We start from the raw sequence: 23,554 nt of genomic DNA on the forward strand, positions 1-23,554 counted from the left end.
CTGCGGCGCGGCGGCGGGTGCGGCCGCCGGGACTCCACCCGACTCCATCCGCCGCTCCAGGCGTTCCAGCCGCTGCAACGCCGCCGATTCGGCCGCCGAGACCGAGGGCAGCAGCATGCGGGCACACACCACCTCGAGCAGGAGGCGGGGTGCGGTCGCGCCACGCATCTCGCCGAGGCCCTCGTGCAGCAGCTCCGCGTAGCGGGCCAGGGTGGCCGGGCCGATGCGGTCGGCCTGGGCCGACATCCGGTCGATGACATCGCCGGGGCCGGTGACCAGGTTGCGCTCGGCGGCATCGGGAACCGCACGCAGCAGGATCAGATCGCGGATGCGTTCGAGCAGGTCGGTGGCGAAGCGGCGGGGATCGTGACCGGCCTCCACCACCCGATCGACGGTGGCGAACAGGGCGGCGCCGTCGTCGGCGGCCAGCGCGTCGACGGCCTCGTCGATCAGCGCGATATCGGTGACGCCGAGCAGAGCCAGCGCCCGGGGATAGGTGACACCTTCGGCGCCGGCGCCGGCCAGCAGCTGATCGAGCACGCTGAGGCTGTCGCGCGGCGAACCACCGCCGGCCCGGATCACCAGCGGATAGACCGATTCCTCGACCTGCACCTGCTCCTGCTCGCAGATCTTGCCGAGCAGCCCGCGCATGGTGGCCGGTGGCAGCAGCCGGAACGGATAGTGATGGGTGCGCGAGCGAATGGTCGGCAGCACCTTGTCCGGCTCGGTGGTGGCGAAGATGAAGATCAGATGAGCCGGCGGCTCCTCGACGATCTTCAGCAGCGCGTTGAATCCGGCCGTGGTGACCATATGCGCCTCGTCCACGATGAAGACGCGGTACCGCGATTCGGCGGGTGCGTAGAACGCACGATCGCGCAGCTCACGGGTATCGTCCACACCGCCGTGGCTGGCGGCGTCGAGTTCGATGACGTCGAGATTGCCGGGCCCGCCCGGGGCCAGCGCGACGCACGACGGGCACACTCCGCACGGTCGCGAGGTCGGGCCCTCGGCGCAGTTGAGCGAGCGCGCCAAGATGCGCGCCGAGGAGGTCTTGCCACAACCTCGCGGGCCGGAGAACAGGTAGGCATGACTGATCCGCCCGGTGTCGAGCGCGGTACTCAGCGGATCGGTGACGTGCTCCTGCCCCACTACCTCGGCGAAGGTTGCCGGTCGATACTTCCGGTACAGAGCCACGGCCCGAGGGTACCGGCGAACACCGACAGGAAACCATTCGCGCACCGGGTATCCACCCCACCCGCTGAATCAATCGCGGCCATATATAAACTATGATATAGATCACAAGCATTCTTTTCGTCCGATCTCGGCGCGGACAACCGACCTGGTCGACAATCGGTTCCCGCCCGACAATCGGAAACAATGTGAAAATATCTCCGATTTCGTCTGCCAGCCGCCGAGTGACGAAAACTTTCGGACGCGCTCCCCGTTTGCGGCCGGAATTATGGACGTAACGATTCCGTCACCCGATTAGCGCCGGGTCCGCTCCGCTGACTAACGTTGATTTCGGCAACTTCGGTAGCCAAACCTTCATCAGGTTGGTGTCCCCGGTCGGTCCCTCATCCCGACCGGGGCACAACAATGTTTCGGAGGTAATGACGGGTTATGACGACCGTGCCGTCGTGTGACGACATCGCCGCCGCCTGGCTCTCACACACCGATTTCGCCGGCGATCGGGCGGCCACCGATCTGCTCCGCCGCGCCATCAGCCCCCGGGATTTCTCGCGCAACCGCGATTCGCTGCCGGTATCGGCCGCGGCCGATCCGGCCACCGCGGGCGCCATTCTCGAATTGCTGGACCGCGGCCAGGTTCCGACCCTGCCGGCCATCGACACCCTGATCGCGCAGAATCGGATACGCGCCGAGGCCGCACGCATCGAACGGCTGGGCCGACGCGCGCAGCGCAGTATCGACGAATTCGGCCGCACCATCGCCGAGCTGACCGAGGACTATCGAAACACCCACGCGGTGGGACCCACCCGCCGCGATATTCTCACCGCCGAACCGATGGTGACGCTGATCCGCGAACGCGTCGGCGATATCGCCCCGAACGCGGTCAAACATCTGTGGCTCGTCGAACGGGCACAGCGCGCGGGATGGATAGCCTTCGATGCCACGCCGCGATCGCTGTGCGCGGCCCGGCGTTTCCACTCCGCGAAGTACGGCAACCGCGTGTCGCTGCGCCCGGTCAACACCATCGGCACCCTCGTGGCCGAGTTCCTGGACACCTACCGCACCACGCACGGCCGCCCGCCGCGCTGGTCGATCCTCGCGCACGAGCTTCGCGACGACCGCGGCCGCCGCGTCTTCAACGACACCGCCGACGCGCGCGCCCAGCAGCAGTGGCTCGTCACCGCGCAATGGCTCGCGCTCGAGGACGATCTGCCGGTCCCCGGGGCCCGCGGCCGGCGCGCGCTGACCCGGCAGGCCCGCAAGCGCGGGAATTGAATCCGAACGGAAGTACCAGACTCGCTCATCAGCGCAACACCGGGGGTTCGGTAGTTTCTTGCCACGCGAACGCGTGTGGAAAAGGAGTTGTCCGTGCCCCCGACCATCGACCCCGCCGCCACGGCGTGGCTGTTGACCAGCACCGCGCTGGTCCTGCTCATGACCCCCGGCCTGGCGATCTTCTACGGCGGCATGGTGCGCACGACCGGCGTGCTGAACATGCTGATGATGAGCTTCATCTCCATCCCGCTGGTGACCGTGGTGTGGCTGCTGTTCGGCTACACCCTGGCCTTCGGTGACGACGCCGGCGGCGGGTTGATCGGCGGGCTGGAACATTTCGCGATGACCGGCATCACCCCGGGCACCGTGCGCAGCGGCGTTCCGGAACTGCTGTACGCGACCTTCGAGCTGACTTTCGCGATCCTCACCGTCGCACTCGTCAGCGGCGCCATCGCCGATCGCGCCAAGTTCTCCGCGTGGATGGTGTTCGTCCCGGTGTGGGCACTGGTGGTGTTCGCGCCGATCGCACACTGGGTCTGGGGTCCGAACGGCTGGCTGGCCTCCTTCGGCGTACTCGATTTCGCCGGCGGCCTGGTGGTCGAAATCGCTTCCGGCGCTTCGGCTCTCGCATTGGCCCTGGTCCTGGGACCGCGGATCGGGTTCAAGGTGGACGCGATGCGCCCGCACAATCTGCCGTTCGTGCTGCTGGGCGCCGGACTGCTGTGGTTCGGCTGGTTCGGCTTCAACGCCGGATCCGCGTTCAAGGCCGACGGACTTGCCGCCGCGGTGTTCCTGAACACCTTGGTCGCGGGCTGTCTGGGCATGCTCGGCTGGTTGATCGTCGAGCAGATCCGTGACGGGCGCCCGACCACCTTCGGCGCGGCCTCCGGCGCGGTCGCCGGATTGGTCGCGATCACGCCCTCGTGCGGTTCGGTCAACGCGCTCGGCGCGGTGATCGTGGGCCTGGCGGCGGGTGTGGTCTGTTCGTTCGCCGTCGGCTGGAAATTCAAGGCGGGCTACGACGATTCGCTCGATGTGGTCGGCGTGCACTTCACCGGCGGCGTGGTCGGCACCCTGCTGATCGGACTGCTCGCGAACCGGGTGATGACCGGCGGAGCGCGCGGATTGTTCTACGGCGGCGGACTCGCGCAGCTCGGCAAGCAGGCGGTCGGCGTCGTGGTGGTCGCGGCGTGGGCGTTCGGCGTCTCCTATCTGATCGGCAAGGTGATCGATCGGGTGATGGGCTTCCGGGTCAGCAAGGAGGACGAGGTCGGCGGTATCGACTTCGCGCTGCACGCCGAGACCGCCTATGTCGAGGGCGTGCACGGCCACGCGCCGCGGGGCCTGTTCGGCCATCATCCGCACGGCGGCGGGGAGCGTCCCGCCGGTGACGGGGATCGCTGACGCCGATCGGCCCCTCCTCTTGCGCCACTCCAGGGTAACGGCGTTACGCTAACACCGTTACCCATACCGGTCGCCCGAGGAGCACTCATGCTGACCCGAATCGCACGGCTCGCCACGCGGTATCCGAAACGGGTGCTTCTCGCCGCCCTCGCCCTGGCACTGATCTGCGGCGGATTCGGCGCGACCGTCACGGCCCATCTGCAAGCCGGCGGATTCACCTCGGACAACGCCGAATCCACCCGCGCGGCACAGCTGGTGGCCGATCAGTTCAACGGCGCCCAGCCCAATCTGGTGCTGCTCGTGCACGCCGACGAGGGCGTGGAGTCGGCCGCGGCCCGTGCGGTCGGCGCCGACATCGCCGCCCGGCTCGGCAGTCGCTCCGATACCGTCGGCGTCCGCTCGTATTGGACCAGTCCACCGCAACTGGCCGCCGCCCTGCGCAGTACCGACGGCAAGAGCGCATTGGTCATGGCCTACCTGACGGGCGGCGACGACAAGGCGCAGCGCACCGCCGGTGAGATCGCGAGCACCCTGCCCGTCTCCACACCCGGGGTGACCGTGCAGGCGGGCGGAATCGCCGCCGTCTACCACGATGTCAACAACCAGGTCACCAAGGATCTGGCGATGGCCGAGGGCATCGCGGTCCCGCTGACGGCGATCGTGCTGATCCTGGTGTTCGGCAGCGTCATCGCGGCCTCGCTGCCGCTCGCGGTCGGAATCTTCGCGATTCTCTGCACGCTCGCGATTCTGCGCAGTTTCACCCTCTTCACCGATGTGTCGATCTACGCGCTGAATATGACCACCGCGCTGGGACTCGCCCTGGCGATCGACTACAGCCTGTTCATCGTCAGCCGATACCGCGAGGAATTGTCCGCCGGCGCCGGCCACGAGGCGGCGGCGGTGCGGGCGGTGCAGACCGCGGGGCGAACGGTGCTGTTCTCGGCGCTGACGGTCGCGCTCGCGCTGGCGGTGCTCAGCGTCTTCGACATGTACTTCCTGAAGTCGTTCGCCTATGCCGGGGTCGCCGTGGTGGCGGCCGCGGCGATCGCCTCGATCGTGATCCTGCCCGCGGTGCTGGTGCTGCTCGGCGATCGGATCAATTCCTGGAATCTGCGGGTGGCGATCCGGAAACTGTCCGGGCGGCCCGAGCCCACCTCGCGACCGGAGCGGGAATCCGGCTGGTATCGCACGGTCACATGGGTGATGCGGCGGGCGTTGCCGGTCTCCGTCGCGATCATCGCGGTGCTGCTCGCGGTCGGCGCGCCGTTCCTCGGAGTGAAGTTCGGCTATCCCGACGACCGGGTGCTGCCCACCGGTTCGACCAGCCGCGCGGTCGGCGACGAACTGCGAGCGGAGTTCCCCGCCGCGAATTCCGGAACGGGAACGACGATCGTGCTGCCGGGCGCACCGAGCGAACCCCAGGCGATCAGCGGCTATGCCACGGCACTGTCGAAGGTCGAGGGCGTGAACGCGGTGCTGTCCAGCAGCGGTGTCTACGTGTCCGGCGCGCGGATGGGCGGCGCCGTGCCGGGCATGGCCAACGACTCGGGTCAATATCTCACCGTCACATCGGCATTCGATCCCTACTCGCCACAGGCCAAGGATCAGTTGCAGGCCCTGCGCGATGTGCCCGCGCCCTCACCCGCGCTGTTCGGCGGTGCGGCGGCGATGAACGTGGACTCGCTGAATGCACTGGGACAACGGTTGCCGCCGGCGATCGCGCTGATCGCACTCGCCACCTTCGTGGTCCTGTTCCTGTTCACCGGCAGCGTGGTGCTCCCGTTGAAGGCCGTGGTGATCAACTCGCTGTCGCTCACCGCGATGTTCGGGATGATGGTGTGGATCTTCCAGGAGGGACATTTCTCGGGACTACTCGGCTTCACGCCCACCGGGTTCCTGGTGCCGACCATGCCGATTCTGATGTTCTGCCTGGCCTTCGGCATGTCGATGGACTACGAGGTGTTCCTGCTCTCCCGCATCCGCGAGGCCTGGCTGGCCTCCGACCGCACCGCCGCGGACAACGACCGTTCGGTGGCCATCGGCGTCGCCCGGACCGGGCGCATCGTCACCGCGGCCGCGCTGTTGATGGCGATCGTGCTGGGCGCCATGATCACCGCGAAGGTGTCGTTCATGCAGATGTTCGGACTCGGCCTCACGATCACCGTGCTCGCCGACGCCACCATTATCCGAATGCTGCTGGTTCCGGCCGTCATGCGCCTGATGGGCCGCGGAAACTGGTGGGCCCCGAGGCCGTTGGCGCGCTGGCACGAACGGTTCGGCCTCACCGAACATCCCACGCCCGCGGCGCAACCGACCGCGGAACCGGCCCCGGCGGGGCGGCCGTGACGCGTTCCAGCCGTCCCCGTTCGGCCCGCGGCTCCGGCACCGAGCTGCGGGCCGAGATCCTGGCCGCGACACGAGAGTTGCTGGCGCGCACCGGTAACGCCGAGTCGGTGTCGATTCGCGAGGTCGGCGGGCTGGTCGGTGTCACCGCACCGTCGATCTACCGCCACTTCGCGGACAAGGACGACCTCATCGATGCCGCGGTGGCGGAGGTGTTCGAAGATCTCGACGCCGCCATCGGCGCCGCGAGCGACCCCACCGTCTCGCCCATGTCCCGGTTGCGTCAGCAGGGCCTGGCCTACGTGCGCTTCGCCCTGCAGCACCCCGGTCAATACCGCGTCGCCACCGCCGCCGCACCCGGAGAAGGCCCCTCGGCGGTGGATGTGGTGCTGGGTAGTGGTGCGTTTCAACGGTTTTCGCACACCGTGCGGGAGGCGATGGACGCCGGTGTGATCGCAGCCGGTGACCCGATGCCGCTGGTGCTCGAACTCTGGGCCGCCGCGCACGGTATCGCGTCACTGCTCATCGCCAAACCCCATCTGCCGTGGGGCGATGCCGAGGCCGTCGCCGACCGGGTCATGGCGGCGGCCTGCCTCGGGCATGCGGTACTGGAGGTCATCGGCGGGGAGACACCGGACCCCGACGAGGGTGCACGCTGGTTGGCGCGGTTGCGCGAGGAGCGGTAACTCAGGCCTGGGAGGCCCCGGCCCCGATCACGACACCGAATCCGACGGGGAGTTCCAGGTGTTGCACATCCAGGTCCGGTTGTTGTCCTCACCCTGCGCGTACCACGCCCCGTAGTGCTGGTTGGCCCCGTGGTCGCGCACGTCGGAATGATCGTCCCCGCGTTGATAGTTGTCCTGTTTCACGTAGTAGGCCTGATCGTTGGAGACCGTGCCCGCCACCTCGGAGGAGCTGATGAACATGCCGCCGAAGCACTGCGCCTCCAGCTCCAGACGACGCGAAAGCTCCAATCCCGCAGCGGAATTGGCACCCGAGTTGTAGCGATCTCGGCTCATCTTGGACATGATGCCGGAGATGGCCTGCACATGGTGACCGTATTCGTGCGCGAAGACCCCGAGATAGACGTACCAGCGGTCGCCGTACACCTCGGTCTGAATGTGATCCAGCGGCATGTAGATCGTATTGTTCGCCGAGCAGTAGAACGCGGCGTAACTCCCGGAACTGCCACACGGTGACGCCGCGTTCGCGCCGCTCGCCGGAACACTCACGGTGGGACTGGAGAACGGGAGGTTCTGCGCCGCGAGTACCGGCTGCCACATCCGGTCCAGACACGATTTCGCCGCCTGGAAGAAGGCTGTCGCCGACGCGACATCGGCACCCCATCGGGGGTAGCCGCAGGAGATGTTGATCAGCCCGGAGTTGTGATCGTCGAAGATCGGATTGGCCGCCGTGGCCGCAACCGGCTGGGGGCCGGCCGGTTTCGTCGTCGGCACGACAGTCGTCGTGCGGTAGTAGGGCTTCGTCGTGGACGGATACGGCGTCGTCGTGGACAGCGCGGTCGTGGCGGTTTCGCTGGTGCTCGTGGCCCAGGTGGGCGGCGTATACGTGAAGCTCGGCGTCGATGTCGAATAGGACGCCGACGAGTTGTCACGACCTCCCATGGTCGCGAACGCGACCAGCCCGCCGACCACCACGAAGACGAACAGCACGGCGAGGACCGCCCCGACCGCGCCGCCACCGGACCGCGGCGGCGGATACGGACGGCCGTAATAGCCGGGCGGCGGCAACGGCGGTCCGCCGTACGGCCCGACCGGATACGCACCCGGCGGCGGTAGCGGCGCCCCGTACGGTGGGCGCGGACCGGGTGGTGGCGGATACCCCGGGGGCGGGCCGTATCCGGGTGGTGGCCCGTACCCGGGCGGCGGGCCGTAGGGCGGGCGACCGTGCGGCGGAACTCCGTGCGGCGGTGGATATCTCGGCGGTTGCGGCATGGCGGTTCAGCTCACCTGTCCGGACGGCGCGATGAAGGTGTTGCAGGGCGCGGTCGCGTTCTTGTCGAATCCGGTACTCCACCAGTCGCCGGCGTGTTCGGCGGTGCCGTGGCTGCGCATGTCGCCGGCGCTGTCACCTCGGCCGTAGGCGTCCTTGCGCGCCGACTGCGCCTGCACCGGCGTCAGCGATTTCCCTCCGGCCGAGGACGCGAAGTACATGCCGTCGAAACAGTTGGCCTGCAATTCGATTCGCCGCGAGAGGTCGAGCCCCTCGTCGCTGTAGAGGCCGGTCTGGCGGCGTTGTTTGTTCGCGGCGCCGAGGATTCCGGACAGCGCCTGAATGTGGTGGCCGTATTCATGCGCGAAGACCGAGAGGTAGATCTCCCAGTGATCGTGGAACATATCGGTCTGCAACTGACTGATCGGCATGTAGATGGTCTGGTCCGCACCGCAGTAGAAGGCCGCGAAATTGCTGCTGGACCCACTGCACGGCGTGGTGATGCCCGTCGTGGTGGCGGTGACGACGAGTTTCGGTGGCGTGAAACTCAATTTCGCGTTCTCCAGCACCGGTTTCCAGGCGTCGGCCAGACAGGCCGCGGCACTGTCGAAGAATGCGCGCGCGGCGTCGACCTGCGTGCTCCACGGGGTATACGGGCAGCGCGCCGGACTCAGCGGCGAACCCGGGTCGGCCAGTAGGGGATTGGCGCCGGTTTCGGCGACGCCCGCGGAATCCTTTCCGGGCGGTGGGTTGTAGCTGTAGTTGCCGTGTTCCCCCGTATGGGAGGCGGCGTCGAATCCGGTCCGTACGGCGAAGCGGATGAGGCCCGAGGTGACGATCAGCAAGATCACGACGACGACCGCGCCGAAGCCCCCGCCTCGCTTGCGCGGCGGGGCGGGGCGTGGGCCGGCCGGGCCGTACGGCCGCGGCGGCGGAATCGGTGGGCGATGGCCGGGCGGCGCGACGGCCCGATAACCTTGTCCCGCAACATATCCGGGATTCGTACCGTACCCGGTCGGCGTGTATCCGCGCGGCGGGGTTCCGGCGGGCGCCGCGTAACCCGGCGGGGGCGAATAGGCAGGTGGAGGCGGGTAACCGGGCGGTGCCGAGTGGCCGGGCTGTGCCGAGTGGCCTGGCGGGGGACCGTATCCCGGCGGTGGTCCCGGGCGCCGCGGACCGCCTGGACCATACGGCGGAACCGGCCGTCCGCCCGGCGGATTCGGGCCGTGCCCGTAGGGTGGTCGACTCACTCCCCCACTCCCCCTTGTCCGTTCCTCATCCGGCGACAGCCACCGCTCTCCGGCGACAGCCGCCGACGCAGAATAGCAAGCCACCGGATTCGCCGACCCCTGCTCGCACAGTGGCCCGCCGCTAAGCTACTGCCCCATGCTGATCTTTCGGGGGGGCGCATTCGGCGCTCTGTTGTTGACCGCGGTCGGGCTGTTCGCCGCAGCACCGGCCGCTCGGGCGCAGGAGCCCACGGGTGTGTCGATCATCGCGGATGTCAAACTCAGCGAGGCCGGTCTGCTCGAGGTGGCCGAAACCGTGAAGGTGCCGCCGGGTGGGCAGTTCCACATGGCGCTGCCGCTGCGAGTGGGACGCGACGACGGGAGTGAACGCCGCTTCGGCGTGACCGACATCTCCAGTACCGGACCGGGTTCGGCGAAGGTGGCGGGCGATGTGTTCAGCGTGGACGCGCCGCCGGGGGAATCGTCGTTCAAGTACACCGTGCACGGGACGGTCGCCGATGCGCCGGGTACGCAGTTGTTCCACTGGACGGGGGTCATCAACACCGATGTCGCCTCGTTCGACGGTTCGGTGATCAGCCCGAGTTATCAGATGGGAATCGCCGACTGCACGGTCGGCTCGGTGGGCAGCACCCGCAAATGCAACGACGCCCGCGTCGAACCGGACGGCGTCCTCACCATGCACGAGGAGAACCTGCACAAAGGTGACATCCTCGATGTGACACTGCAGGTGCCGCCCGGCACAGTGAAGGCCAACGCCGATATTCGCGGGGGCCGGGGGTCGGGCGCCTTCGCCGTCACCGCCCCGGTGCTGATCGCATTCGGCGTCCTGCTGGCGGCGCTGGCCGCCTTCGGCGCCTATCTGGCCCGGTCTCGCCGCCAGGACGCCGCGGCCCTGACCTCCACCGACACCCTGGATCCGGTGCAGCGCAACGGAAACCACAGCGAATTCGTCTCCCCCGACGGCATCCTGCCCGGTGAGGCGGGCCTGTTGCTCGACGGCTCCGCCGATGCCGCCGATATCGCCGCCACCGTGGTCGATCTGGCGGTGCGGCGCTACCTGTGGATCGGCGCGGTGAGCGATTCGGACTGGCGCATCAGCCGGGTGAATCCCGTCGACGATCAACTGCGCAGCTACGAAAAGCACGTCTACACCACACTGCTGCCCGAGGGCGCCGACTCGGTGCTGCTGTCGGAACTGCGGGCGCCGGGACGCGTGGCCGCCGAGCCCGTCCGCTCGGCGCTGCGTCGCGATGCGCTCGAGCGCGGCACACTGATCGATCACGACCGGCGCGGGCTCGCCTTCTGGATCGGCATCGCGCTGCTGGTGGTCGGGGCGGGGGCGACCATCGGCCTCGCCATCGCCGGCGGATATGCGCTGGTCGGCGTGGCCATCGCGCTCGGCGGTGCGGCCATCCTGCTGCTCGGCCGGTATCTGCCGGTGCGGACCGCCGCGGGGCGCACGCTCGCCGCGCAGGTGAAGGCCCTGCAGAACGGACTGGACGCCCAGCGGCCCGATCGGATTCCGCCGGCCGATCGCGAACTGCTGTTCTCTCGGGCGCTGCCGTTCACGATCATCGGTGGCCGGGCCGACAACTGGATCCGCACCTTCCGCGACGTGGATCCCGGGGCCGACCGTCAGGCCGGGCTCTACTGGTTCGGCGGCTTCGACCGCGACCGGAATCTGCACCGGTTCGCCGGGCATTTCCCGTATTTCATCACCGCACTGGAGGGGCTGTTCACGACGTCGGGTCACTGATGCGCCGGACGACCTCGTAGGCCGCCCGCGCGGTGGTGCGGCCTTCGGCCACGGCCGGCAGCAGCCCGACCAGTCCCCACGACAGGAATGTGGTGTCGGGCTCCGCACTGCCCTGGTCGGCCAGAATTCCGGCGATCATCTGCTGGGTGCCGCGTACGACGACCATCGTGCTCTTCGGGCCGAGAAGCGCCCGGTAGACCTCGCGGTGTCCCTCGGCCAGTTCGACGATGGCTCGTATCGGGTCACCGGAGCGCCGGGCGAGCGCGGCACGCAGGAACTCGGTGCCGCTCACCACGAGCAGGTCGTCCTTGCTGCGGAAGTGGGCGTAGAACGTCGAGCGGCCGACGTCGGCGCGGTGGAGGATGTCCTGCACGGTGATGCGATCGTAGGGACGTTCGATCATGAGCTCGATCAGGGCACGATGCAGGGTGCTCCGGGTCCGTCGGACGCGGCGATCGTTCTCGGACACTGTGCCTCCGGATGTGCGGAATCGAACGGATTCGGTGCTTTTGCTCCTGGTGGGGCAGGCACTTCCCTCAGATCATGAACACATGTTCCGAATCGAACAAGACCCCCACGGCATCCTGATCACCAACCCGCGCGGCTACAGCGCGTTCACCAGTGTCTTCTTCGGCGGCAGACGTCGACGGCACGCGGCGGCCCTCGCCGCCGCCAGTGGCGCGCGGCCGGGCGGGCGCGCGCTCGATATCGCCAGCGGCCCGGGCACCTTGGTGTTCGCGCTGGCCGACCGTGTCGGCCCGGGCGGCGAAGTCGTCGGTGTCGACGCGGCGCGAGAGATGGTCGACTACGCCGCCGCGCGGTCCGGTGGCCGGGCCAACTGCCGCTTCGACTACGGCGTGGCACAGTCGCTGGAGCTGCCGGATGCGGCGTTCGACGTGGTCACCTGCACATTCGGTATGCACCACATTCCCGAGGCGGATCGTGGTGGCGCGCTGGCGGAGATGTGGCGCGTACTACGGCCCGGAGGACGGGTGCTGCTCGCCGATATGGCGCCCGCGGGCGTGCACGGACAGCTGACGAAACGACTCAGCAGGCATATGGATCCCACCGAGATCGATATCAGACGGTATCGGAAAGCTCTGCAGGAGACGGGTTTTCAGGACCTCGACTATCGGACGATCAGGCCGTCCACGGGTGTGCTGACCGGCGTGAAGCCCAGCTGAGCGACCTCGGTCGGGGTGGCCGTACCACCCCGACCGGATGCGCCGGCTCAGCGCGAGCGCGTGGCCCGGCGCAGTGCCGACAGCGGATCGGCGTAGCAGACACTGAGCGAGGTGACGGCCGCGGCATGCTCCTGGACCCGCCCGCCGAATCGGCTGATCCGCAGGTCGGCCGGGGCGAGGGTGGTGGCGCGACCGAAGGCCTGCACGACTCGTTCCAGTCCCGGCCGGTACCCGGTGAAGGCCTGTCCGCCCAGCACCACCCGGTCCGGGTTGAACATGTCGCGCACCAGCGCCGCGGTGTTGCCGAGGATCTCGGCCCGCTCGAACAGCAAGTCGCGAGCCGGGGCGGAACCCTGTTCGGCGGCCTTGTACAGCTCGGCGATCACCGGCTTCCGCGGCGCCTCCCGCTTCGGCACGATGCCGGCCCGCACGGCGCGAGCCAGCACCGCCGCCTCACCGACCGTGGCCTCCAAGCAGCCGCGCCGGCCGCACGAGCAATCGATATCGGATCCGGTCGGCAGATGCGCGATCGAACCCGGGCCGTTCGCCGGGGTGTAGACCCGATCGTGCAGCGTGACCGCGACGCCGACCGTCTCCCGGCCGTAGATGTAGAGGCTGCTGCCGGGCCGGTCCTGAGCACCGGAACGGTCCGGTGTACCGGTGGTGAGCAGCAGTTCGGCGGCAGCCATCGCCTCCACGTGGGCGGCGACCGAAACCGGCAGGTCCAGCACGGTGGCGAAGATCGGGCCGACCGGCGCCGACTGCCAATCCAGGCGGGGGTGATCCACGACACCGGCGACGGGGTCGACCCGCCCGGCCAGCGCCACTCCGACCCACAACGGCCGACGGCGCGGTAAACGGTCGAGGAAGGCTTTCGCGCTGCGGGCGATGATGGTGATGGCCGCCTCCTGCGCGGCCTGCGGGGTGGCGATCTCCAGCCCGCCCAGAATGCGGCCGGACAGGTCGGCGGCCACGATCCGGGTGAGGTTCGCACCGATGTGAACGCCCAACGTGGCGAAGCGGTCGGTCTCGACCTCGAACGGCACACGCGGGCGCCCGACCGCACCGGATGCGGTGAGATCAGCGCGTTCTCGCAACAGGCCGGACGAAAGTAACGCCGACACTTGGCGATTCACGGTCGCGATGCTCAAACCCGTTGTCTGAGCGGCATTGTCGCGGAAGATCGGTCCGCGGGTAGCGGCGCGCAGGACGGCGGCCGCCGGGTTGTCGGTGATCCGCAATTCCGGCGGTACCACCGGCCGCGGCACACTGCGTACCGGCCGCGGACGAGAGGGGGAAGACTGTCGTTCGAGGGTGGGGCTCGTCATGGGGCGAAGTCCTTGTCGAAAGTCTCGTGAAGAGACGGAACTACATCGGCAACAAGGCAGCGAGAAGGGCCCGAAAGGGTCGACAGACGGACGACTGGAGCGGTCTCAGCTGCGCGGCCGGGAACAACACAGTTCCCGCTGCCGCGGCAGCCGCACACCGAGCGCCACGGTCACGTAGGTGACCCGTGCGCGGTTCGAACGGCTGGTGGACATGTGTAAAACGGTAACATCCCGATTCTGCGCAGCGCCAGCGAATGGGTAGGACACATATTGCGCTCACACTGATTTGAATGTGAGCCCCCATCACCGCAGGTGGCGCATTACCTTCGATCGCCCGGATTTCAGCAGGTCCGCCGCCCGGGCGGGCGGCGGATAACCGCACACCCGGCCACCGTCGGCCGCGCGGGCGCCACCCCTGCCACCACACCCCCGTTACGCTCGGAAACCGCAGGTCACAAGCGTTAGGAGGTGGAGATGACGGCCGATCCGGTACCCCTGCGGCAGCAGCGCGGCTCCGCTGCCGACCACCCGGCCGCCGGGGCGGAGACGACGGCGCCCGGCGCCGGCGCCCGCACCATTCGCAAGGCCGATCGGGCCCGGCAGGTGGCCGACGTCCTGCGCCAGCAAATCCACACCGGACAGTGCCCGGACCCGCTGCCCACCGAATCCGAACTCGCCGCGGAATTCGCGGTGTCCCGCAACGCGGTGCGCGAAGCACTGGCACTGCTGCGCGACGAGGGCCTCGTCGGCCGCGTTCCCCGGGTGGGCACTTATGTGGCACAACGTAAATACGATCACGGCCTCGACAGCCTGCGCGGCCTGAAGGAAACGCTGCGCGGCCACGGCGAGGTGCGCAACGAGGTGCGCGCGGCACTGCGCCTCACTCCGCCGCCCGCGGTCGCCGGCCGGCTGGGTCTCGAACCGGGCGAGTCCGCGGTCTACCTGGAGCGGCTGCGTTATCTGGGTGATCTCCCGCTCAGCCTGGACCACACCTATCTGGCCCCGGACATCGGCGAGCAGGTACTCGACTGCGATCTGCGATCCGAGGACATCTTCGGACTCATCGAACAGATCAGCGGCCAGTCGCTCGGGTCGGCCGATCTGGCGGTGGAGGCGATCACCGCCGATATCCACAGCGCCGCCACTCTGCAGGCCCCCGAGGGCAGTGCCCTGCTGTTGCTGGAGCGACTGACCTATCTCGCCGACGGGCGGCCGGTGGACCTGGAGTACATACGCATGCGTGGTGATCGGATCACTCTGCGCGACAGTCTGATTCGCACCACGGAAAGCAACGATTGGAGGCTGAGCCGCCATGGCGTCGGTCAATCAGCGGGCTGATGTCCCGGTAACCATCGACGAATCGCTGTGCATCGAAGGGTGCACGCTGTGTGTGGAGATCTGCCCGCTGGACTCGCTGGCGATCAATCCGGACAACGGCAAGGCGTTCATGCATGTGGACGAATGCTGGTACTGCGGTCCGTGCGCGGCACGCTGTCCCACCGGCGCCGTCACCGTGAACATGCCGTATCTGCTGCGCTGAATCGCACAGCGGAATCTCTCAGTGGCCGGCCTCGGCCCGATCTCGAGGAAATACCATGAAGTACCGTCGTGCCCGCATACTGGCCGCCGCCGCCCTGATCGCCACCCTGGCCGCCGGATGCTCGCTCGAGCAGACCGGATCCGGGGACACCGTCCGGGTGGTCGTGGGCTATCAGTCCAAAACCATCAATACCGTCACCGCCGGAACTCTGCTGCGCGCCAAGGGTTTCCTGGAGAAGCGCCTGAACGACCTGACCGCGAAGGGCGGGCCGAAGTATCAGGTCGAATGGCAGGACTACGACACCGGGGCGCCGATCACCGCGCAGATGGTCGCGGAGAAGATCGACATCGGTTCGATGGGCGATTATCCGTTGCTGATCAACGGTTCCCGAACCTCGGCCAGTGAGCGTTCGGCCACCGAACTGGTCTCGATCACCGGTTACCAGCCGCGTGGATCACTGAACATGGTTGTCACCGCGCCGAATTCGACGGCGACGACACTGTCGGACCTCGCCGGCAAGAAGGTGTCCGCGAGCGTCGGCTCCGCCGGTGACGGCACGCTGCGCCAGGCGCTGAGCCGCGCGAACATCGATCCGGCCCACGGGGTGGACGTGCTGAATCAGCAACCGCAGATCGGCGCGTCGGCGCTGGAATCCGGTCAGGTGCAGGCACTTTCGCAATTCGTCGCATGGCCCGGCCTGCTCGTTTTCCAGGACAAGGCAAAGCTGCTCTACGATGGTGCCGAATTGAACGTGCCGACGTTCCACGGAGTGGTGGCGCGTCGTGATTATTCGAAATCCCATCCCGAGGTGCTCGATGCATTCCTGCAGGCGCAACTTGACGCCACCGATTTCCTGCACGCGAAACCGCTCGAAGCCGCGCAGCTGGTCGCTGACAACTCCGGACTGCCGGCGGAGGTCGTCTACCTCTACAACGGACCCGGGGGAACCTCATTCGACACTCCCCTGAAGCCGCAACTCGTCCAGGCGTTCAAGGGTGACGTTCCGTATCTGAAGTCGATCGGCAATTTCGCCGATTTCGACATCGACAAGTTCGTCGACGATGCTCCGCTGCGCAAGGCCTTCGCCGAACGCGGCGCGAACTACGATGCGGCCGTGGCGAATTTTGCCAATCCGGCGCCGATAACCGGCACCGACCCGAGTACCGGCAAGCCGGTGTCCGATCCGGCCCTCGCGGGTGAGATCTGGTTCGACGGCCAGCCCACCGCCCAGCCGGCGGGTAGCCCGACCGATCTGCTGCGTGCGGTGAAAGCCGCTCGGGCGCAGGGGAAGAAGGTCCGCGCGGCCTATGTGCCGGATGCGGAACTCGGCACCCGCTGGTTCGCGGACAAGGCGCAGTGGGTGCGCGAGGGCGATACGTATCTGCCGTTCATCACTCCCAGTGCGGTGCAGCGGTATCAGGCCCGCCACCCCGGTGCGGTCGCGGTGAATTACGACCAGGCCATCGGCGAGGTGCGGTCATGAGCGCCACCACCCTGCCCGTCGACGCTCCGGTGCCGGCCACCGCCGCTCCCGCCGCCGTCGCCGAGCGCGGCACCGCCGCGGGCGTGCCCCCGGCGCGGCTGTGGACGTCGCGGCTGGTGCGGGTGGCGTCGATCGCCGTCGCGCTCGTCGCCTGGCAGTTGTTGACCGCCAACCACATTCGCCTGTGGGTGCGCTTCGATACGCTGCCGACGGTCACCCGGATCCTGCACACCCTGCGGCTGCAGTTGCAGACCGACACCTATTGGCTGGACCTCGGGCAGTCGTTGATCCGCATTCTCAGCGGGTTCGGCCTGGCCGCGGTGATCGGCGTCGCGACCGGAGTGGCGCTGGGGCGTTCCCGCTGGTTCGCCGACATCTTCGGACCGCTGACCGAGCTGGCGCGACCGATTCCGGCGATCGCGATCGTGCCGGTGGCGATTCTGCTGTTTCCCACCGACGAGGCCGGCATCGTCTTCATCACCTTCCTCGCCGCCTATTTCCCGATCATGGTGAGCACGCGGCACGCCGTGCGGGCCCTGCCGACCATCTGGGAGGAATCGGTGCGCACGCTGGGCGGCAGCCGCTGGGACGTCCTGGTGCGGGTGGTGCTGCCCGGTAGCCTGCCGGGCGTGTTCAGCGGCCTGTCGGTCGGGATCGGCGTGGCCTGGATCTGTGTGGTCTCGGCCGAGATGATCTCCGGGCGGCTCGGCGTCGGCTATCGCACCTGGCAGGCGTACACCATCGTCGACTATCCCGGTGTGTTCGTCGGCATCATCACCATCGGCGTGCTCGGCTTCGCCACCTCGGCGGCCATCGAACTGCTGGGGCGACGCGCCACTCGCTGGCTGCCGCGGGCGCAGGAGGTTTCGAAATGACCGGCACCGCGATGAGTCTGCGACTCGACAAGGTCGAACTGCGCTACGGCGGCGCCCCGGTGCTGGACGAGCTGACACTCGATATCCGCGCGGGCGAGATCCTGGTGCTGACCGGGCCGTCGGGATGTGGGAAGTCCACGGTGCTGCGCGCACTGGCCGGACTGCTGCCGCCTCGCTCCGGGCGGGCACTCGCGGACGGTGACGAGATCACCGGCCCCTCGCGCGATCGGGCGATGGTGTTCCAGGACAACGCGCTGTTGCCTTGGCGCACAGTACGTTCCAATATCGACCTGGCGTTGAAGCTGCGCGGCGTGCCGCGGGCCGGTCGTGCGGCGCAGGCCGAGCGCTGGATCGAGGAGGTCGGGCTCACCGGCTTCGGCGACTACCTGCCCAAGAGCCTGTCGGGCGGTATGCGCCAGCGCGTCCAACTCGCCCGCGGTCTGGCGGGCGCGCCGCGAGCGGTGCTGATGGACGAGCCGTTCGGCGCCCTCGATACGCCGACTCGGATCACCATGCAGCGCTTGCTGATCCAGACCTGGCAGACACATCCGACCACGGTCGTGTTCGTCACCCACGATGTGGACGAGGCATTGACCCTCGGCGACCGGGTCGCGGTCCTCGGCGGTACCGACCGGGCGCTGCGATCGCTGCTGGCGGTGCCGAATCCACGCGTCAAAGACGTCGACCGCAGTGCCGAGCGCGCCGAAATCCTTGCCGCCCTCGATCATTCGTCCCAGCCGACCGCCGCCTGAGCTCACCGCCCGAACGAGGCACCCCTCGGCGACCCGGCCACGGCGGCGCCGTTCCGGTCGCCTGGCACCGGCGTGCGTTGTCGCCCCGACTATTCACCTCTGTGGAGTGTGCTGATGAAGATTCCCGAACTGTCCGACACCGTACGGCTGGACTGCGATGTGCTGGTGATCGGCGGCGGAACCGCCGGCACCATGGCCGCGCTCACCGCCGCGGAGAACGGCGCCGACGTTCTGCTGCTGGAGAAGGCGCACGTGCGTCACTCCGGTGCGCTGGCCATGGGCATGGACGGCGTGAACAACGCCGTCATCCCGGGTAAGGCGGAGCCGGAGGACTACGTCGCCGAGATCACCCGCGCCAACGACGGAATCGTCAACCAGCGCACGGTGTATCAGACCGCGACCCGCGGCTTCGCCATGGTGCAGCGGCTGGAACGCTACGGCGTGAAATTCGAGAAGGACGCCTACGGCGAGTACGCGGTGCGCCGCGTGCACCGCTCGGGCTCCTATGTGCTGCCGATGCCCGAGGGCAAGGACGTCAAGAAGGCGCTCTACCGCGTTCTGCGGCAACGCAAGATGCGGGAACGGATCCGGATCGAGAACCGTCTCATGCCGGTGCGGGTCCTCACCGACAACGGACGCGCGATCGGCGCGGCCGCGCTGAACACCCGGACCGGGGAGTTCGTGGCGGTCGCAGCGAAGGCGGTGATCCTGGCGACCGGTCCGTGCGGGCGACTGGGTCTGCCGGCGTCGGGATATCTGTACGGCACGTACGAGAATCCGACCAATGCCGGCGACGGGTACGCGATGGCCTATCACGCCGGCGCGGAGCTGTCCGGCATCGAATGCTTCCAGATCAATCCGCTGATCAAGGACTACAACGGACCGGCCTGCGCGTATGTCGCGAACCCGTTCGGCGGATATCAGGTGAACGCCGCCGGTGAGCGCTTCGTCGACTCGGACTACTGGTCCGGGCAGATGATGGCGGAGGTGAAGCGGGAGATCGAGTCCGCGCGAGGGCCCATCTATCTGAAGGTCTCGCATCTGCCCGAGGAGACACTCGACGCGCTCGAGGGCATTCTGCACACCACCGAGCGGCCGACCCGGGGCACCTTCCACGCCAACCGCGGCCACGACTACCGCACCCACGACATCGAGATGCACATCTCCGAAATCGGTTTGTGCAGCGGTCATTCCGCGTCGGGCGTGTGGGTGGACGAACATGCGCGCACCACGGTGCCGGGACTGTACGCGGCGGGCGATCTGGCGTGCGTACCGCACAACTACATGATCGGGGCGTTCGTCTACGGGGACCTGGCGGGCGAGCACGCGTCTTCGACTCTCACGGAAGTCGCCGCGCCGCAATCGCTTCCCTCCGATCAGCTGGCCGCGGCACACGAACTGATCTACCGTCCGCTGCGCCATCCCGACGGCCCGCCGCAGCAGCAGGTCGAATACAAGTTGCGTCGGTTCGTCAACGACTACGTGGCTCCACCGAAGACGCAGACCAAACTGTCGCTGGCGGTGGAGACCTTCGAGCGGATGCGGCAGGAGATCGCCGAGATGGGCGCGGACACCCCGCACCAACTCATGCGCTGCGCCGAGGTCGACTTCATCCGCGACTGCGCCGAGATGGCGGCCCGCTCCTCACTCACCCGCACCGAATCGCGCTGGGGTCTCTACCACGACCGCGCCGACCTGCCGGAACGCAACGACGAGGACTGGCGCTACCACCTGAACCTGCGCAAGAGCGCCGACGGCGAGATGGAATTCCTGAAGCGCCCGGTCGCGCCGTATTTCGTCCCGGTGCCGGAATGGGAGGATCTGCCGCGCGCCGACCTCGAACCGGTCGCCGTGGCGCAGCCGGAACTGATCGCCGGCCCGCCCCGGACGGCAGGCGCGGCCACCGGCGCCGCACCTCGCCCCGGCATCACGGTCCCGGCCCCATCGGACGACTCCGCCGCACCCCGGATCGCGATTCTGCTCAGCCTGGACGGCCCGACGGTCGCCGAACTCCGGGACTACCTCGACGACACCGACCCGCGGGTGCGAGCCACGGCTCTGTCGGTGCTGACCGAGGGCACGCCCGACGGATTCGCCGACACCCTGATCGCCGCGCTCGGGGACGACGATGCCGCAGTGCGCGCGGCCGCCGTCTCGGGCCTGCGTGAACTGATCGAAATCCTGCCGCCCGCAGAGCAATTGACCGCACACGCCGAATCGCCCGATCCGCTCGTGCGCGCCGCGGTGGTGGACCTGCTACGCGCGCAGCGCAGCGGCTCGGCGGACCTGTTCGGCAAGGCGGTGGTGGACAGCGATCACCGCGTGCGCATCGAAGGGGTGCGCGCGCTGGTCTCCCTCGACGACTGGTCCGCACTCACCCCGGCGGCATTCGACGAGAACCGGGAGGTCCGGGTGGCTGTCGCTCGCGGCCTAGCCGAGGTCGGCGCCGGCGGCGCCGATACCGTCCGCGCCCTGGTCGGCGACCGTGATCCGCTCGTCCGCGCGGCGGCGCTGGCCGCGCTGGCCCGACTCGGCGATTCGTCCGACGCGGCGATTCTGACTGCGGCGCTGAAGGATTCGGCCTGGCAGGTACGCGAGGGCGGCGCCCGCGGCTGGGCCGGCCTGGGCCCCGAATCCGCCGCCGCCGCCCTGGAATCGGCCCTGACCGACCCCCACCCGGACGTCCGCAAAGCCTCCGTCCTGACGCTGTCCCACTGGCCCGACCACGCGGCCGTCCGAGCCGCGCTCCAGGTCGTCCTCGCCGACACCGACGCCGACGTCCGCGCCTACGCCCGCCGCACCCTGGAGGCGGCCTGAGCGCGTACGGGGCCGCCTTCATCACCTCCGCGGAAATCGGGTCTACGCTCTGCGCAACTGTCGGTCGATTCAGCAAAGGAACACTGATGACCCGGATCGCGAGGAATCTTCGGCGCGCCGCCGCAACGTTGGTCGCGACTTCGGTCGGAGTCGGCGCGGCGTCGACGGCGTTCACCGCGAGCGCGGCGCCCCTGCCGACTTTCCCGATCGGCGCACCCGAATACACCGTGGAGGTGAATACTCCGGCCGCCGCGCCCGGCTACATCTACTACAGCAACGGTGTCAGTGCGGCGGCCCTGGTTCCGGGGGCCGGCAAGGCGTTATCGGCCGTTCCGGCGACCGCGCCGGCGAATATCGTCGTGGACAAGGCCGGGCACGAGGTCTGGCGCTACACCCCGCCCGCCGGGCAGGACGTCTCCAATTTCCGCACCCAGACCTATCAGGGCAAGCGGGTGCTGACGTGGTGGCAGGGCGGGACCGTCGGCGGGCACGGTTCGGGCGCCGACTACATCGCCGACGAACACGGCAACGTCATCGAAACCCTCGACGCCGGAGGAACTCCCAGCGATGTGCACGAATTTCGCCTGACTCCCGACGGCCGAGCGCTGATCACGTCGTACCAGGAGGTGGACGCCGATCTGTCCGCGATCGGCGGCCCGGAGAACGGCACGATGTACGACACCGTCGCCACGGTGGTCGATGTGGCATCCAAGCGAGTGTTGTTGCGCTGGAGCGCCGCCGAGCACGTCCCGCTCACCGACACCACCACGCCCGGCAAACTTCCCGGCAGCGATACCTACGACCCGTACCACATGAATTCGATCGCGCTGGACCCCGACGGCAACCTGGTGATCTCGATGCGCGACACCTCCACCGTCTACGACGTGGACATCCACACCGGTGCGATCAACTGGCAACTCGGCGGACTGCATTCGACTTTCGATCTCGGCCCCGGCGTCGCATTCGCCTTCCAGCACGATGCGGAATTCGCCGACCCCAGCACCCTGCGCCTGTTCAACAACAACTCCAGCGGCTTCCAAACGCTGGGTGTGTCGAGTGTGCAGTGGATCCACCTGGACCTCGACAACCACCGAGCCACGTTGGTACGCAACCAAACCCACCCCGACGGCCTGACCGCCTTCGCCATGGGCGACGCCCAGCCGCTACCCAACGGCAACACCCTGGTCGGCTGGGGCATGGCACCGCACATCTCGGAATTCGACCCGACGGGCGACATGGTCTACGACGCCCTGTTGCCCCTGGGCACCTATCGCGCCTTCCCGGCAGATTGGGCGCCGACGCCGAAGTGAGAGCTGGGCACGACCAGGCGCGTCACATCTGGGGAGCGCTCAGGCACTGGCCAGCTTCTCGTTGACCCATTTGTTGACACTGATCCCGCGCTCGGTGGCCTCGATGGTCAATCGCCGGTGCATATCGGCGGATGTGCGGACCAGGAACTGGCCACTGTACGTGCGATCGGCCAACGGCACCGGCACCGGCTCGCCGTTGGCCTCCAGGTCTGCTACCGCGAATTCCACCAGGTCGGCGATGCCCCGCAGTGCGTCGAGCGGATCGCCATCCAAATGTGATAAGGACGGGAATTCGAGGCAGGTACCGGCCCACTCCCCGTCCTCAGGCGACCACATCACGCGATACGAGTAGTGGTTCACAACGCCTCCTTCTTCGCGATGGCGGTCAGCACCTGCCTGACCTGGTACGGCTTTGCCTTCGCGCCACCAGCCTGAATATTGACGCGAGGGTCTCCGGGCCACGGCATCGAGAACACGTAGTGGCTTCCACGCTGTCGGCAACTGCCGAAATGGTGTTCGCACACCGCGAGTAGATCGGCGAAACGAACGTTGGATGGGTTGGCAGCCATCCTCTGCACCAGCTTGTCGATCTTCTCCTCGGCCGTCATACCGCGGACGATATCGCATATGATATCACTTCGGTGTGTCGCTTCGCAGTACTGCGCGCTCGGCCGAACCAGCGGCCGGGTCCAGGGGGTACTCGGAGGCGAACCGAAAGCGGCCCCGCACCCTCGTTCGAGGAGAGGGGCCGCTCTCCGCCGTAGCGACTCAGCCGTTGGCCCCCGTGGTGGTGGTAGTCGTGGTACCGCCCGACTGGGCGCTACCGGAGGCCAGCGCCTGTAGTAGCGACGGCAGCAGAGCCGCGCTACCCGTGCCGGTCGACGGATCGGTAGTCGTCGTGCCGTCGATGGCGACCGCGGGGGCGGCAGCCTCGGCGGCGCCCACACCGACACCGATCACCGCGGCAGCGGCGAACACAGAGAAGGCAAATCGGGTGATACTCACAAAAATTACCCCTCGCTCGTTGTTGTAATGACACGTCTCGATCGTCCCGAGCAAACTTGGCGTTACATTCGCATCTCATGGGATTTCGCGA

At 68.1% G+C, this 23,554-nt stretch carries 21 protein-coding genes; 13 read left to right on the forward strand and 8 right to left on the reverse strand.

Annotated elements, in window-relative coordinates:
• Positions 1-1,194 (reverse strand): DNA polymerase III subunit gamma and tau (locus AC5592_RS04695; RefSeq protein ID WP_157121586.1); only part of this gene is annotated, 1,194 nt, incomplete at its 3' end.
• Between the two features lie 426 nt (positions 1,195-1,620).
• Between AC5592_RS04695 and AC5592_RS04700 the strand changes: the two genes are divergently transcribed.
• The 4 genes from AC5592_RS04700 to AC5592_RS04715 all read left to right on the forward strand — a co-directional run bounded on the left by AC5592_RS04700 (position 1,621) and on the right by AC5592_RS04715 (position 6,896).
• Complete coding sequence (locus AC5592_RS04700; RefSeq protein ID WP_232329196.1) at positions 1,621-2,463, forward strand: hypothetical protein; 843 nt, start codon at positions 1,621-1,623, stop codon at positions 2,461-2,463.
• Positions 2,464-2,556: 93 nt separating this feature from the next.
• Entirely contained in the window at positions 2,557-3,867 is a 1,311-nt protein-coding gene (locus AC5592_RS04705) for an ammonium transporter (protein WP_063063674.1), read from the forward strand.
• 87 nt (positions 3,868-3,954) lie between these two features.
• Positions 3,955-6,213, forward strand: a complete 2,259-nt coding sequence (locus AC5592_RS04710; protein ID WP_063063552.1) for an MMPL family transporter — start codon at positions 3,955-3,957, stop codon at positions 6,211-6,213.
• Positions 6,210-6,896: a TetR/AcrR family transcriptional regulator gene (locus AC5592_RS04715; protein ID WP_063063553.1), complete on the forward strand. Its 687-nt coding sequence runs from the start codon at positions 6,210-6,212 to the stop codon at positions 6,894-6,896. Before AC5592_RS04710 ends, AC5592_RS04715 begins: the two co-directional genes overlap by 4 nt.
• A 27-nt stretch (positions 6,897-6,923) precedes the next feature.
• Here the strand turns inward: AC5592_RS04715 and AC5592_RS04720 are convergent, their stop codons facing one another.
• Positions 6,924-8,165 carry a neutral zinc metallopeptidase gene (locus tag AC5592_RS04720; RefSeq protein WP_232329197.1) on the reverse strand — a complete coding sequence of 414 codons (1,242 nt, stop codon included), beginning with the start codon at positions 8,163-8,165 and terminating at the stop codon, positions 6,924-6,926.
• 6 nt (positions 8,166-8,171) lie between these two features.
• Positions 8,172-9,014, reverse strand: a complete 843-nt coding sequence (locus tag AC5592_RS04725) for a neutral zinc metallopeptidase (RefSeq protein ID WP_232329225.1) — start codon at positions 9,012-9,014, stop codon at positions 8,172-8,174.
• Between the two features lie 535 nt (positions 9,015-9,549).
• On the opposite strand from AC5592_RS04725, the gene AC5592_RS04730 reads away from it, so the two are divergent.
• Positions 9,550-11,169 carry a DUF2207 family protein gene (locus AC5592_RS04730; RefSeq protein WP_063063554.1) on the forward strand — a complete coding sequence of 540 codons (1,620 nt, stop codon included), beginning with the start codon at positions 9,550-9,552 and terminating at the stop codon, positions 11,167-11,169.
• Here AC5592_RS04730 and AC5592_RS04735 read toward each other — a convergent pair.
• Positions 11,150-11,638 carry a TetR/AcrR family transcriptional regulator gene (locus tag AC5592_RS04735; protein ID WP_232329198.1) on the reverse strand — a complete coding sequence of 163 codons (489 nt, stop codon included), beginning with the start codon at positions 11,636-11,638 and terminating at the stop codon, positions 11,150-11,152. The two genes, AC5592_RS04730 and AC5592_RS04735, sit on opposite strands and share 20 nt — an antisense overlap.
• Before the next feature lie 82 nt (positions 11,639-11,720).
• On the opposite strand from AC5592_RS04735, the gene AC5592_RS04740 reads away from it, so the two are divergent.
• Positions 11,721-12,353 (forward strand): class I SAM-dependent methyltransferase, encoded by a 633-nt coding sequence (locus AC5592_RS04740; RefSeq protein WP_063920253.1) that lies wholly within the window; start codon positions 11,721-11,723, stop codon positions 12,351-12,353.
• Positions 12,354-12,400: 47 nt separating this feature from the next.
• On the opposite strand, the gene AC5592_RS04745 is transcribed toward AC5592_RS04740, so the two are convergent.
• Positions 12,401-13,681 carry an ROK family protein gene (locus AC5592_RS04745; protein ID WP_063063556.1) on the reverse strand — a complete coding sequence of 427 codons (1,281 nt, stop codon included), beginning with the start codon at positions 13,679-13,681 and terminating at the stop codon, positions 12,401-12,403.
• 474 nt (positions 13,682-14,155) lie between these two features.
• On the opposite strand from AC5592_RS04745, the gene AC5592_RS04750 reads away from it, so the two are divergent.
• The 7 genes from AC5592_RS04750 (at position 14,156) to AC5592_RS04780 (ending at position 22,458) form a co-directional block, all read left to right on the forward strand.
• The gene (locus AC5592_RS04750; protein WP_084506392.1) at positions 14,156-15,019 is read left to right on the forward strand and encodes a GntR family transcriptional regulator; all 864 of its coding nucleotides are present in this window, start codon (positions 14,156-14,158) and stop codon (positions 15,017-15,019) included.
• Positions 14,994-15,221, forward strand: coding sequence for a 4Fe-4S dicluster domain-containing protein (locus AC5592_RS04755; RefSeq protein WP_030516520.1), 228 nt, complete (start codon positions 14,994-14,996; stop codon positions 15,219-15,221). The genes AC5592_RS04750 and AC5592_RS04755 overlap by 26 nt, the downstream gene beginning before the upstream one ends.
• 55 nt (positions 15,222-15,276) lie before the next feature.
• A complete protein-coding gene (locus AC5592_RS04760) occupies positions 15,277-16,704 on the forward strand; it encodes an ABC transporter substrate-binding protein (RefSeq protein ID WP_063063557.1) in 1,428 nt (475 codons plus the stop codon).
• A complete protein-coding gene (locus AC5592_RS04765; RefSeq protein ID WP_063063558.1) occupies positions 16,701-17,579 on the forward strand; it encodes an ABC transporter permease in 879 nt (292 codons plus the stop codon). Before AC5592_RS04760 ends, AC5592_RS04765 begins: the two co-directional genes overlap by 4 nt.
• On the forward strand, positions 17,576-18,331 hold the full coding sequence (locus tag AC5592_RS04770; protein ID WP_063063559.1) for an ABC transporter ATP-binding protein: 756 nt from the start codon (positions 17,576-17,578) through the stop codon (positions 18,329-18,331). The genes AC5592_RS04765 and AC5592_RS04770 overlap by 4 nt, the downstream gene beginning before the upstream one ends.
• Before the next feature lie 114 nt (positions 18,332-18,445).
• On the forward strand, positions 18,446-21,148 hold the full coding sequence (locus tag AC5592_RS04775; protein ID WP_063063678.1) for a fumarate reductase/succinate dehydrogenase flavoprotein subunit: 2,703 nt from the start codon (positions 18,446-18,448) through the stop codon (positions 21,146-21,148).
• 86 nt (positions 21,149-21,234) lie between these two features.
• The gene (locus AC5592_RS04780) at positions 21,235-22,458 is read left to right on the forward strand and encodes an arylsulfotransferase family protein (protein ID WP_063063560.1); all 1,224 of its coding nucleotides are present in this window, start codon (positions 21,235-21,237) and stop codon (positions 22,456-22,458) included.
• Positions 22,459-22,497: 39 nt separating this feature from the next.
• Here AC5592_RS04780 and AC5592_RS04785 read toward each other — a convergent pair whose 3' ends face one another.
• The 3 genes from AC5592_RS04785 to AC5592_RS04795 form a co-directional block, all read right to left on the reverse strand.
• Positions 22,498-22,818: a type II toxin-antitoxin system HicB family antitoxin gene (locus tag AC5592_RS04785; RefSeq protein WP_223273316.1), complete on the reverse strand. Its 321-nt coding sequence runs from the start codon at positions 22,816-22,818 to the stop codon at positions 22,498-22,500.
• Positions 22,815-23,066, reverse strand: coding sequence for a toxin HicA (locus AC5592_RS04790; protein ID WP_036497214.1), 252 nt, complete (start codon positions 23,064-23,066; stop codon positions 22,815-22,817). The genes AC5592_RS04785 and AC5592_RS04790 overlap by 4 nt, the downstream gene beginning before the upstream one ends.
• A 160-nt stretch (positions 23,067-23,226) precedes the next feature.
• Positions 23,227-23,436, reverse strand: a complete 210-nt coding sequence (locus AC5592_RS04795; RefSeq protein ID WP_063063561.1) for a hypothetical protein — start codon at positions 23,434-23,436, stop codon at positions 23,227-23,229.
• Positions 23,437-23,554 lie beyond the last annotated feature (118 nt).

Source organism: Nocardia violaceofusca NBRC 14427 (assembly GCF_963869435.1).
GTDB classification, from domain to species: Bacteria; Actinomycetota; Actinomycetes; order Mycobacteriales; family Mycobacteriaceae; genus Nocardia; species Nocardia aobensis.